The organism is Methylorubrum zatmanii (genome assembly GCF_014845115.1).
In the GTDB taxonomy this organism is placed as follows: domain Bacteria; phylum Pseudomonadota; class Alphaproteobacteria; order Rhizobiales; family Beijerinckiaceae; genus Methylobacterium; species Methylobacterium zatmanii.
Map to the genome: position 1 here is coordinate 1 of NZ_NKUI01000148.1, position 11,329 is coordinate 11,329.

An 11,329-nucleotide genomic window follows, 5' to 3' on the forward strand; every position below is an offset into this window, starting at 1 on the left:
TGCCAGCGGCCTATTCCGCGACGGGACCGAGGTCACCGCGAGCCCAGATCACCGCGCCGCCTGACCGCCTCCGTCACCTAAAATCCTGCATAGCTCAGGATCAGGTCGGGCTGTATCTACAGGAACAGGCCAAGTTCGACCGCTTCGTGCTGACGTTGACTGGCCGCTACGACTGGGTGTTCCAGAACACGGTGGACACCACCGGCGCCGCGACGCAGCAGAACGACCGAGCCTTCACCGGCCGCGTCGGCCTCAACTATCTTCTGGCGCCCGGGCTTGTCCCCTATGCCAGCTACGCGACCACCTTCGCGCCGCAGCCGGGCACTGACGCCTCGGGACGCGCCTTTCGGCCGGCGACGGGGGACCAGATCGAGGCCGGCATCAAGTACCTGATCCCGGGCACGAACATCCAGGCGAGCGTCGCCGGCTTCGACATCGTGCAGAGCAGCGTGCTGCGCACGGATCCGAACAACATCGCCTTCCAGATCGCGACCGGGGCCGTCGAATCGCGCGGCTTCGAAATGGAGGCGATCGCCACCTTCGCCCCCGGCACCAACCTGACCCTGGCCTACACGCATCTCGATCTGCGCTATCTCAGCCAGTCCTCGTTTTCGGGGCAGGTTCTGGACGGCAATGCCCTCTCCGGCATTCCGGGGGACACTTTCACCGGCTTCCTGACCTACCTGTTCCCGCCGGGCTCGGCCCTGAGCGGCCTCACCCTGGGCGGCGGCATCCGCTTCAACGCCAACAGCTACGCCGACGACGAGAACACCGTCCGCAACCCGACCGTGACCTTGTTCGATGCGCTGCTGGCCTACGACTTCGCGGCGATCGATCCGAAGTACAAGGGCTTCCGCGCCCAGGTGAACGCCAACAACGTGTTCGACCGCGACTACTACACCTGCCAAGCCGGATTCTGCTATCGCGGAGCTCCCGCGACCGTGATCGGCAGCCTGATCTACCGCTGGTGACGGGAAGCCAACGGGGCGAGGATCGGCGCCCCGTTTGCGGGGGGCAGAGGCATCCATCCCGAACTCCAGCCACCCCGCTCAGGCCGCCATGGGCTGGCGCAGCGGCCTGATTGCGCTGGACCGTCCCACGGGGTTCGGGCAAAAGTGGCAATCGCACGGAGAAGGCGGGTGCAGGGAGGCGAGGGATGCGACAGCGGGCGATTCTGTCCGCGGGGCTGATGCTGGGCGGGTGCGCGCTCGGCGCCCTGGCGCTGACGGAAACCGGCAGCAGCCTGCTGGGTCGGGCCGGCCTGATCGTCACCGATCTGCGCGGCCGGATCTCCGGCCCGCACGCCTTCGCCCATAGCCCGACGCCCACGCAGTCCCGACCGCTCGCGCGCACCAGCGTGGAGGGCGGACGCACCGTGGTGCGGCTGTCCGATGCGGAGCAGGAGCGGATCGGCGTCGAGACGGTGCGGCTCGTGCGCCAGCCCCACCCGATCGAGCTGCAGGCCTACGGCACGATCCTCGATCTCGCCCGGGTCACAGAGCTGACCAACAGCTACGCCAGCGCCAAGGCGCAGCTGCAGACGGCGGAGGCGAAGGCGGAGGTGTCCCGCAGCGCCTATGCCCGTGCCCGCAACCTCGGACAATACGCGACTCAGGTCCAGTTGGAGACCGCCGAGGGCACCTTCCGCACCGACGAGGCGGCCCTGGCCGCCGCGCAATCGCAGCTGCGCACGCTCGCGGCGACCGCCCAGCAGGAATGGGGGCCCGTGATCGGCCGGGCGATCATCGAGCGGGCGCCGAGGATCACCCGCCTGATCGAACGGGCCGACTTCCTGGTTCAGGTGACCCTGCCGCCCGGCGGCGCGCTCAAGACGCCGCCGGAAACGGCTTTCGTCGAGGTGCCGCCGCAGAGCCAGCGCATCGCCCTGCGCTACGTCTCCTCCGCGACCCGGACCGACCAGCGCATCCAGGGGGTCAGCTACTTCTACACGGTGGCCGGCGACAGCGGACTTCTGCCCGGCATGAGCGTCATGGCCTTCCTCACCTCCGATCGCGCGACGACGGGCATCGCGGTCCCGGAAAGCGCGGTGGTGCATTGGCAGGGCAATGCCTGGATCTACCGAAGCGTCGGCGACGACGCCTTCGCCCGCCATCCCCTGCGGCTCGACGTGCCGATCTCGGCGGATGCCTTCGTCGTCGACGATCTCGGGCCCGAGGCGGAACTGGTCGTGACCGGACCGCAGGCGCTGCTCTCCGAGGAGATGCGCGGCCAGGGGCAGACCGCCGCCGACGCGGACGACGATTGAGCATGCCGACCGAACAGCGCGATCGCCCGGCGGCGCGGGCGGACGAGCCCGCCGCTTCCGCGCGCGTCGCCCCCTCCGGCCTGCAGGCCTCCCTCGTCGCCTTCGCGGTCCGCCGGCCGGGGATCGTCCTGGCCTCGGCCTTGGCGTTTCTGTTCTATGGTCTCGTCACCCTCGGCTCGGCCCAGTACGATGTCTTCCCGGAATTCGCGCCGCCCACGGTGACGGTGCAGACCGAGGCTCCGGGGCTCAGCCCGGAGCAGGTCGAGGTGCTGGTGACCCAGGCCCTGGAGGTGGCGATCGGCGGCCTGCCCGGGCTGACGACGATGCGCTCGAACTCGATCCAGGGCCTGTCGGTCGTCACCGTGACCTTCGGCTCGGGCAGCGACATCTACCGGGCGCGCCAGCTCGTGAACGAGCGCCTGGCCTCGGTCGCGGGCCGGCTGCCGCAGGGCGTGCTGCCGCCGACGATGACGGCGCTGACCACGGCGACGAGTTCCGTGCTCCTGGTCGGCCTGACCTCCTCCACCCGTTCGCCGATGGATCTGCGGACAGTGGCGGACTGGAACCTGCGCCTGCGCCTGCTCGCCGCCCCCGGCGTCGGCGAGGTGCTGGTCTATGGCGGCGACGTGCGCTCGATCCGCATCCAGATCCGGCCGCAGGATCTGATCCGCTTCCGCATCGGCATCAACGACGTGCTCGCCGCCGCCAGGAAGGCGACGGGGGTGCGCGGGGCGGGGTTCATCGACACCGCCAACCAGCGCATCGCCCTGCAAACCGAGGGGCAATCCCTGACCCCGGAGGCGGTGGCCCGCACGGTGCTGGTCAACGAGGGCGGGGCCAGCGTGGTCCTCGGCGATGTCGCCGACGTGGCCGACGCGCCGGAACCGGCCATCAGCGCGGCCCTGATCGACGGCCAGCCGGGGGTGCTGCTGATGGTCGGCGCGCAATACGGGACCAACACCCTGGACGTGACCGCCAAGGTCGAGGCCGCCCTGGCCGAATTGCGCCCCGGACTCGAGCGGGACGGGATCGTGCTGCGCACCGACCTGTTCCGCCCGGCAGGGTTCATCGCGCAGGCCACCGGCAACGTGATGCAGGCGCTGGTGCTCGGCGGCCTTCTCGTCGTGGTGGTGCTGTTCGTCTTTCTGTTCGACTGGCGGACGGCGTTGATCAGCGCCACGGCGATCCCGCTCTCGCTGATCGGGGCGGTGCTGGTCCTCGGCGCCCTCGGCCAGAGCCTCAACACCATGACGCTCGGCGGTCTCGCCATCGCCATCGGCGAGGTCGTCGACGATGCGGTGATCGGCGTCGAGAACGTCATGCGCCGCCTGCGCGAGAACCGGCGCTCGGGCTCGCCCCGGCCGGGCGCGCGGGTGGTGCGCGACGCCTTCCTGGAGGTGCGCGTCTCGGTCGCCTACGCCACTTTCGCGGTGCTGCTCGTCTTCCTGCCCGTCCTGGCGCTGACCGACGTGTCCGGGCGCCTGTTCGGGCCCCTGGCGCTCGCCTACATCCTCGCCGTCCTCACCTCCCTCGTCGTCGCCCTGACGGTGACGCCGGCCCTGGCCCGTCTGCTGCTCGCCGGGCGGGAAAACCTGCCGGTGCAGGATCCGCCGGTGACGCGGCTGCTACGGCGCCTCTACACCCGCGGGCTGACCCGCCTCGACAGGCACCCGCGGCTCGTGATCGGCGCGAGCCTCGTGACGATGCTGGCGGGGGGCGCCCTGCTGCCGTTCTTCGGCGGTGCCTTCCTGCCCGACCTGAAGGAAGGCCACCTCATCCTGCACATGGCCTCGGCGCCGGGCACGTCCCTCCAGGAGACCCTGCGGCTCGGCGCCCATGTCACCGCCGGCCTGAAGGCGGTCCCCGGCGTCCGCGCGGTCGCCCAGCAGGTCGGCCGGGCCGAGGCGGGCTACGATCTCGGGGGAACCCACGACAGCGAGATCCATATCGACCTCGAACCGGGGCTCGACGGCGCGGCGCAGGAGCGGGCGGAGGCCGGCATCCGCGCCCTGATGGCGGCGACGCCCGGCGCGAGCTTCTCGCTCAAGACCTTCCTGACGGAGCGGATCGAGGAAGTCGTCTCCGGCTTCACCGCGCCGGTGGTGGTCAGCCTCTACGGCACGGATCTCGACCGGATCGAGGCGGCGGCGCGGGACGTGGCGCGGGAGCTGGCCGAGGTTCGCGGCGCCGCCGATGTCCAGCTGAAATCCCCGCCGGGCCTGCCGCAGATCACCGTCAGCCTGCGCCAGGCCGACCTGCGCCACTGGGGCCTCGACCCGATCGAGGTGCTGGAGATCGTGCGCACCGCCTATCAGGGCGACATCGTCGGCCAGGCCTATGAGGGCAACGCCGTGTTCAACGTCGTGGTCGCCCTCGACCGCGCCGCGCGCACCCGCGTCTCCACCCTCGGTGACCTGCCGCTGAAAACCCCGAGCGGCAGCTATATCCGCCTCGCCCATGTCGCGGAGGTCTACGAGACCTCCGGCCGCTACGCCGTCGGCCATGTCGGCGCGCAAAGGGTGCGGGTGGTGACGGCCAATGTCGAGGGGCGCGACGTCGCCTCGTTCACCGAGGCGGCCAAGCGCAAGATCGCCCGCGAGGTCACGCTGCCGGCCGGCGTCTATGTCGGGTTCGGGGGTGCCGCCGAGGCCCAGGCCAGGGCGCGGCAGGATCTGGCCCTGTATACCGGCCTCGCCGGGCTCGGGATCGTGCTGCTCCTGGCCATGGTCACCGGCTCGTTCGCCAACCTCGCCCTCGTCCTCGTCAACATGCCCTTCGCCTTCGTCGGGGGCGTGCTGGCGGTCGGGGCGACGGGGGCCGTGATCTCGCTCGGTTCGATCGTCGGCTTCGTGACCCTGTTCGGCATCTCCCTGCGCAACACCATCATGATGATCGCCCATTACGAACATCTGGTGCTGGTGGAAGGGCGCGCGTGGAATGCGGCGGCGGCGATCGAGGGTGCCGCCGATCGCCTGGTGCCGATCCTGATGACCTCCCTCGTCACCGGGCTCGGGCTGCTGCCCCTGGCGCTCGGCGCCGGCGAGCCGGGCCGCGAGATCGAGGGCCCGATGGCGCAGGTCATCCTCGGCGGCCTCGCGACCTCGACCGTGCTCAATCTCGCCGTGCTGCCGGTGCTGGCCTGGCGCTTCGCCCGCTTCCGGCCGCGGGAGAGCGTCGTCTAGGATGCCGGCCGGCTTTGCGTAGGACGCGCGGAGCGCGTAGAGAGCAGGCACCGACCGGCCCCCCTTCGAGACGAGCGGCCGCCCGCAACCCGGCGGCCGGTGCCCGCCATGCTGATGCAGACCGAATCCAAACCCGCCGACCCGAAGGCCGATCCGGTCGCCCGGCGCCGCACCTTCGCGATCATCTCGCACCCGGACGCGGGCAAGACCACGCTCACGGAGAAGCTGCTGCTGTTCGGCGGAGCGATCCAGCTCGCCGGTGAGGTGAAGGCCAAGCGCAACCGCGTCTCGACCCGCTCCGACTGGATGGGCATCGAGAAGGAGCGCGGCATTTCGGTCGTCACCTCGGTGATGACCTTCGAGTACGGCGACTGCGTCTTCAACCTGCTCGACACGCCGGGCCACGAGGACTTCTCGGAGGATACCTACCGCACGCTCACCGCCGTCGACTCGGCCGTGATGGTGATCGACGCCGCCAAGGGCATCGAGGCGCGCACGCGAAAACTGTTCGAGGTGTGCCGGCTGCGGGACATCCCGATCGTCACCTTCGTGAACAAGCTCGACCGCGAGGCCCGCGATCCGTTCGAGACCCTCGACGAGATCGAGAAGACGCTCGCCCTCGACGTGGCCCCGGTCACCTGGCCGATCGGCCTCGGCCGCAACTTCGCCGGCACCTACGAACTGGGTCAGAACCGCGTCCGCCGGCTCGATGCCGCCGACGATGCCGGCATGATCACCGTCTCCGGTCCCGGCGATCCGCTGTTCGACACGCTGCTGACCGAGAACGGCGCGGCCGATGCATGGCGCGAGGAGGTGGAACTGGCCGAAGGCGGCCTGAAGACCTTCGATCTCACCGCCTTCCGCGAAGGCCATCTGACGCCGGTCTTCTTCGGGAGCGCCTTGCGCAATTTCGGGGTGCGCGACCTGATCGACGGGCTCGCCCGCTTCGCCCCGCCGCCGCGGGGCCAGGAGGCCGACAAGCGCGCGGTGCAGCCGACCGAGCCGAAGATGACCGGCTTCGTGTTCAAGATCCAGGCGAACATGGACCCGAACCACCGCGACCGCATCGCCTTCATGCGGGTCTGCTCGGGTCAGCTCCGGCGCGGGATGAAGGCCAAGCTCGTGCGCACGGGCAAGCCGATGTCGCTCTCGGCGCCGCAATTCTTCTTCGCCCAGGACCGGGCCATCGCCGACGAGGCCTATGCCGGCGACGTGGTCGGCATTCCCAACCACGGCACCTTGCGCATCGGTGACACGCTCACCGAGGGCGAGGAGATCGTGTTCCGCGGCGTGCCGAGCTTCGCCCCCGAGATCATGCGCCGGATCAAGCTCACCGACGCGATGAAGGCCAAGAAGCTGAAGGAAGCGCTCCAGCAGATGGGCGAGGAGGGCGTGGTCCAGGTCTTCGTGCCGCAGGACGGCTCGCCGGCCATCGTCGGCGTGGTCGGCGCCCTCCAGCTCGACGTGCTGAAGGAGCGGCTCCAGGCCGAATACGGCCTGCCGATCGACTTCGAGACGAGCCGCTTCACGGTCTGCCGCTGGATCGAGTCGGATTCGGAGACCGAGATCGACAAGTTCATCGATTCCCACGGCTCGGCCATGGCGAGCGATCTCGACGGCGCGCCGGTCTTCATGGCCACCACCGCCTTCTCCCTGCGCTACGAGGAGGAGCGCTGGGAGAAGATCCGGTTCACCGACGTGAAGGATTATCAGAAGCGGGCGGCATGAGCGGGTTTCCCGCTCCTGCGCCGCCCGCCCCGCCGGCCTCAAGAATCGTAGTCGAAATCGAGGGAGCGCTCGAAGGCGAGGGCGCTCATCTCGCGCCCCTTCGGATCGGCGACGGAGACGTTGCGAAAACCGCGTCGCGCCAGCTCCCAGGTCTTTTCGAGGGCCTGCTCGTCGGTCCCGCAGGCGAAGGCCAGCGTCCGCCCGGAAGGGTCCGTTCCCGTTACCTTGTACATGGCTGCCCTCCTGTCCGAGCCCGAAAGATAAGCAGGCCACCGGCCCAGCGAAGGGGCCGCGCGGATTGTGCCGCGCCCGAGCGGGCGCTCCTGCCTCGCAGCGTCTCCATGCCCGCCCGGCCTCAGCCGAGCAGGGCGGCCTTATCCACCTCCAGCGCCTTCGCCAGTTCGTCGAGCGCCTTGTGCTCGCTCTCGGTGATGCCGCCCTTGTCGGCGACATCCGCCGCGATGAGGAAGACGTGCTGGCGCTGCTCTTGCGGACGGTCGGCGATGGCCGCGACCTGCTGCAGGTTCTCCAGCCGCCCGGCACGCAGCTCCGCCCGGGCCAAGGCCTCGAACAGCGCCCGCTCCAGGGCCAGGGTATCGTAGGATTTCTCCAGGATCGGGTTCGCCCGCATGCTGACGAGGGCCGCCTCGATCTCCTCCTCGTCGGTGTCGCCGTCGGCCACGATCACGTTGGCCGCGGCGGAGACCGCCGCCTGCATGAACACGGCATCGCCGGCGTAGGACATCACCACCCGGTTGAAACGCACGAGGGCGTCCTGAAAAAACCCCATCTTGCTCTCCCGAGGTACCCTATCCGGGCCGTCGCAGGTTCCGACGCGGCCGTAGAACCGTCAAGATAGGGCGAAGACCCGAAAGGTGGTTCCCCGGCCCCGGAAAGGGCGGATCGCCCAGAAGGGGAGCTTCAGAGTTCCGCCGAGCGCCGCGACAGCTCCGCCCGCAGGTGGCGCGCCGCTTCGACCAGGGCCGCATCCCGGCGCTGGCGCGGACGGGGCAGGGCAATGGAGACATCCGCCGCGATCCGCCCCGGGCTGCCGGCCAGCACCACCACCCGGTCGGCGAGATAGACCGCCTCGTCGATGTCGTGGGTCACGAACAGGACCGTCTTGCCGGTCTGCGCCTTGATGCGCTGAATCTCGTCCTGAAGCCCTTCGCGGGTGAAGCTGTCGAGCGCCGAGAAGGGCTCGTCCATCAGGAGCACCTCCGGCTCCACCGCGAGCGCCCGGGCGATGGCGATCCTCTGGCGCTGGCCGCCGGAGAGCTGGTGCGGCCAGCGGCCGGCGAGGTCGGACAGGCCGACGAGCTTGAGCATCGCCGCCGCCCGCTCGCGGCGCTCGGACTTGGCGAGGCCGTGCCGCTCGAGGCCGAAGGCGATGTTGTCGATCACCCGGCGCCAGGGCAGAAGCCGCGCATCCTGGAAGACCAGGGCCATCGGCGTGCGGGTCGCCGGGTCGGTGTCGAGGGTGACCGTGCCGCCGCTCGGCTTGGCGAGATCGATCAGCACGCGCAGCAAGGTCGACTTGCCGACACCGGATTCGCCGACGATGACGAGGAATTGGCCGCGCGGCACCGCGAGGTCGAGGGCGGAGAGGATCTCGGTGCGCCGCCCGTCCCGCTCGTAGGCGAGGCTCAAGCCGCGAATGTCGATGATCGGGGAAGGGGTCGTCATGCGCGCCACCGCAGCAGCCAGCCCTGCAGGGCGACGAAGCCGGTATCGAACAGGCCGTAGAGGGCGGCCATGGTGAGCATGTAGACCACGACGATATCGGTGGAGAGGAGCGAGGAGGCCTGCATCATCCGCGCGCCGATCCCCGGAACCCCGAAGATCTCGGCGGCGACCACCGCCATCCAGGCCTGACCCAAGGCCGTGCGCAGGCCGACGAGGATGCCCGGCGTCGCGGCCGGCAGGAGGATCTTGGTCAGCCGGGGCCAGGCGCCGCGGAAGCCGAAGGCCTTGGCGACCTCGATCAGATCGCGGTCGACCCCGCGCACCGCGCCCTGCGTGGCGAAGAACACGATCCAGAACACGCCCACCGCGATGATGAACACGGCGGCCGAGGGCTGGACGCCGAACCAGATGATCGCGAAGGGCACCCAGGCAAGGCCGGGGATCGGCCGCAGCAGCCGCACGATCCCGGCGGTCAGGCTCTCGAACCAGCCGAACATGCCGGAGGCGAGCCCGAGGGCGATGCCCGCCCCCGCGCCGGCCACGAGACCGACCACGTAGTGGCTCAGGCTCTCGGCCACCGCGCGCGGCCATGCCCCGCCGGAGATCTCCCGGGCGAAGGCGGCCGGGATGGAGGAGGGCGGCGGCAGGAAGGCCGGGTTGATGAGGTCGAGCCGGGGCGCGGCCTCCCACAGGACGAGGAAGGCGGCGAGCCCCGCGGCCGCGAGGGCGGCCGAGCGGAACGAGGTCATGGGACGGCGATCGGGCTCAGGGGTGGAGCGGCGGCATCACGGCTTTGTGGCCGCGTCGAAGGGCTTGGGATCGAACAGGCCATCGGTCGGCGCTTCCTTGTCCAGGGTGCCGATGGAGACCTGATAGGCCTGCATCTTCTTCGTCGCCTCGATGATCGTGCGCGGATCGACGACGAACTTCGCGGCCGGCGACGACAGCGCCTTCTGGATCGTGGCGACATCGGTGATGCCCTTGCCAAGCGCCGCCTCGACCGGCCCGGCGGCCCGGGCCGGATCCTTCTTCAGGAGGTCGGTCGCCTTGACCAGCGCCGAGACCAAGCCTTCCACCGCCTTCGGGTTGGCATCGGCGAACTTGCCGTAGACGGCGACCACGGTGCCGGGCTGGTCGGGGAACATCTCGCCGCCGGTGGCGATCAGCCTGATCTTCGGATTGCGGCCCTGGACGATGGTCAGCGCCGGCTCGCGGATCGAGGCGCCGTCGACGGCGCCGGCGAGCAGCGCCTGCTGCGTCGCGTCGATGCCCATGGAGACGATCTCGACATCGGCCTTGTCGGCCTTCGCCACCTGCCAGAGCCAGTGCTGGAGGGTGGTGTTGGGCACCGAGCCCGGCGGCTGGGTGGCGAGCCGGGCCGGGCGGCCCTCCTTCGCCTTGAACTGCTTGAAGGCCTCCGCCTTGGACGGGGCCGATTCGAAATAGGGGGCGAGCTTGGGGGCGGCCACGAACACCATCTCCTCGATGGCGGTGGCGGCCACGACCCGCACATCGATGCCCTTGGTGCGGGCCACCGCGAGCGGCGCGATGCCGGCGACGTAGACGTCGATGGTGCCCGAGGCGAGCGCCTGGATCATGTTCGGCCCCGACTCGAAGGTGGTGAAGGCGGGGGCGAGCCCGGCTTCCTTCAGCCAACCCTCGCCGTTGGCGACGAAGATGGGTGCCGCGCCGACCACCGGAATCACGCCGATGCGCACGGGCACGGTCTGGGCGGCGAGCGGGGCGGCAAGGAGAACGGGGAGGGCGAGAAGCCCCGCGACCAGGGCGAAGGCCTTGAGCAGATTGCGCATCGAAAGGGGTTCCAGGGAAGCGGGACAGTGCCTCCCATGGCACAGCACGCCCGATCTTCCAATCTCAGGCGGCGGTCAGGCGCGCTGCGGGACAGGAAAGCTTTGCCGGCCCGCAACGGAACAGCTGTTCCGGTCCTGCCGTTTTATCCAGCCGAACGCGGCAAAGCTGCCGCCGGCAGACAAGAGGATAGGTCACGCCATGAGCCTCATCGGCAGCATCGTCAGCAAGATCCTCCACCCGTTCGGCTCGTCGGAGGCGCAAGCCGCCGAGGCGGCCCCGTCGTCCTCCAAGCCTTCGGAAGTGCAGGCCCAACCCTCCTCCGGCGGCGGCAGCGCGCCGGCCTCCACGCCCACCAGGGGCGGCGCCCCTTCGGGCGGCTCGGTCGATGTCGAGGCCGTCCTCAACGATCTCGCCGCCAAGAACCCGCAGAAGCTGAACTGGCGCACCTCGATCGTCGACCTGCTGAAACTGCTCGATCTCGATTCGAGCCTGCACGCGCGCCAACAGCTCGCCGACGAGCTGCATTACAGCGGCGACAAGAACGACTCGGCCTCCATGAATGTCTGGCTGCACAAGCAGGTCATCAAAAAGCTTGAGGAGAACGGCGGCAAGGTGCCCGCCGACCTCAAGGATTGATCCTCGCGCACCAGCGCAA

Annotated in this window: 10 protein-coding genes; 5 read left to right on the forward strand and 5 right to left on the reverse strand. The window is 69.9% G+C overall.

The genetic code is table 11. From position 1 onward, the window contains the following. The 4 genes from MZTS_RS17655 to MZTS_RS17670 all read left to right on the forward strand — a co-directional run. A partial coding sequence (locus tag MZTS_RS17655; protein ID WP_246482158.1) for a TonB-dependent siderophore receptor occupies nucleotides 1–971 on the forward strand: 971 nt, incomplete at its 5' end. Nucleotides 972–1,156: 185 nt separating this feature from the next. Next, nucleotides 1,157–2,266, forward strand: a complete 1,110-nt coding sequence (locus tag MZTS_RS17660) for an efflux RND transporter periplasmic adaptor subunit (RefSeq protein WP_192284821.1) — start codon at nucleotides 1,157–1,159, stop codon at nucleotides 2,264–2,266. Between the two features lie 2 nt (nucleotides 2,267–2,268). After that, entirely contained in the window at nucleotides 2,269–5,448 is a 3,180-nt protein-coding gene (locus MZTS_RS17665) for an efflux RND transporter permease subunit (RefSeq protein ID WP_192284822.1), read from the forward strand. A 108-nt stretch (nucleotides 5,449–5,556) separates the two neighbouring features. After that, nucleotides 5,557–7,176: a peptide chain release factor 3 gene (locus tag MZTS_RS17670; protein ID WP_192284823.1), complete on the forward strand. Its 1,620-nt coding sequence runs from the start codon at nucleotides 5,557–5,559 to the stop codon at nucleotides 7,174–7,176. 38 nt (nucleotides 7,177–7,214) lie between these two features. Here MZTS_RS17670 and MZTS_RS17675 read toward each other — a convergent pair whose 3' ends face one another. The 5 genes from MZTS_RS17675 to MZTS_RS17695 form a co-directional block, all read right to left on the reverse strand. Further along, the gene (locus MZTS_RS17675) at nucleotides 7,215–7,409 is read right to left on the reverse strand and encodes a hypothetical protein (RefSeq protein WP_009863060.1); all 195 of its coding nucleotides are present in this window, start codon (nucleotides 7,407–7,409) and stop codon (nucleotides 7,215–7,217) included. A 122-nt stretch (nucleotides 7,410–7,531) separates the two neighbouring features. Continuing rightward, nucleotides 7,532–7,966: a tellurite resistance TerB family protein gene (locus MZTS_RS17680; protein WP_192284824.1), complete on the reverse strand. Its 435-nt coding sequence runs from the start codon at nucleotides 7,964–7,966 to the stop codon at nucleotides 7,532–7,534. A gap of 131 nt (nucleotides 7,967–8,097) precedes the next feature. Continuing rightward, nucleotides 8,098–8,862 carry an ABC transporter ATP-binding protein gene (locus MZTS_RS17685; RefSeq protein WP_192284825.1) on the reverse strand — a complete coding sequence of 255 codons (765 nt, stop codon included), beginning with the start codon at nucleotides 8,860–8,862 and terminating at the stop codon, nucleotides 8,098–8,100. Continuing rightward, a complete protein-coding gene (locus MZTS_RS17690; protein ID WP_192284826.1) occupies nucleotides 8,859–9,611 on the reverse strand; it encodes an ABC transporter permease in 753 nt (250 codons plus the stop codon). Before MZTS_RS17690 ends, MZTS_RS17685 begins: the two co-directional genes overlap by 4 nt. A gap of 36 nt (nucleotides 9,612–9,647) precedes the next feature. Beyond that, nucleotides 9,648–10,673, reverse strand: a complete 1,026-nt coding sequence (locus MZTS_RS17695) for an ABC transporter substrate-binding protein (protein ID WP_192284827.1) — start codon at nucleotides 10,671–10,673, stop codon at nucleotides 9,648–9,650. A 199-nt stretch (nucleotides 10,674–10,872) separates the two neighbouring features. On the opposite strand from MZTS_RS17695, the gene MZTS_RS17700 reads away from it, so the two are divergent. Then, entirely contained in the window at nucleotides 10,873–11,310 is a 438-nt protein-coding gene (locus tag MZTS_RS17700; protein WP_009866017.1) for a DUF3597 domain-containing protein, read from the forward strand. The last annotated feature ends 19 nt before the right edge of the window (nucleotides 11,311–11,329 follow it).

What these genes read in the sequence shown, in the direction of transcription:
- MZTS_RS17695 (WP_192284827.1), bottom strand. Translation starts at nt 10,673, where the DNA reads ATGCGCAATCTGCTCAAGGCCTTCGCCCTGGTCGCGGGGCTTCTCGCC.
- MZTS_RS17690 (WP_192284826.1), bottom strand. Translation starts at nt 9,611, where the DNA reads ATGACCTCGTTCCGCTCGGCCGCCCTCGCGGCCGCGGGGCTCGCCGCC.
- MZTS_RS17675 (WP_009863060.1), bottom strand. Translation starts at nt 7,409, where the DNA reads ATGTACAAGGTAACGGGAACGGACCCTTCCGGGCGGACGCTGGCCTTC.
- MZTS_RS17670 (WP_192284823.1), top strand. Translation starts at nt 5,557, where the DNA reads ATGCTGATGCAGACCGAATCCAAACCCGCCGACCCGAAGGCCGATCCG.
- MZTS_RS17700 (WP_009866017.1), top strand. Translation starts at nt 10,873, where the DNA reads ATGAGCCTCATCGGCAGCATCGTCAGCAAGATCCTCCACCCGTTCGGC.
- MZTS_RS17680 (WP_192284824.1), bottom strand. Translation starts at nt 7,966, where the DNA reads ATGGGGTTTTTTCAGGACGCCCTCGTGCGTTTCAACCGGGTGGTGATG.
- MZTS_RS17685 (WP_192284825.1), bottom strand. Translation starts at nt 8,862, where the DNA reads ATGACGACCCCTTCCCCGATCATCGACATTCGCGGCTTGAGCCTCGCC.
- MZTS_RS17660 (WP_192284821.1), top strand. Translation starts at nt 1,157, where the DNA reads ATGCGACAGCGGGCGATTCTGTCCGCGGGGCTGATGCTGGGCGGGTGC.
- MZTS_RS17665 (WP_192284822.1), top strand. Translation starts at nt 2,269, where the DNA reads ATGCCGACCGAACAGCGCGATCGCCCGGCGGCGCGGGCGGACGAGCCC.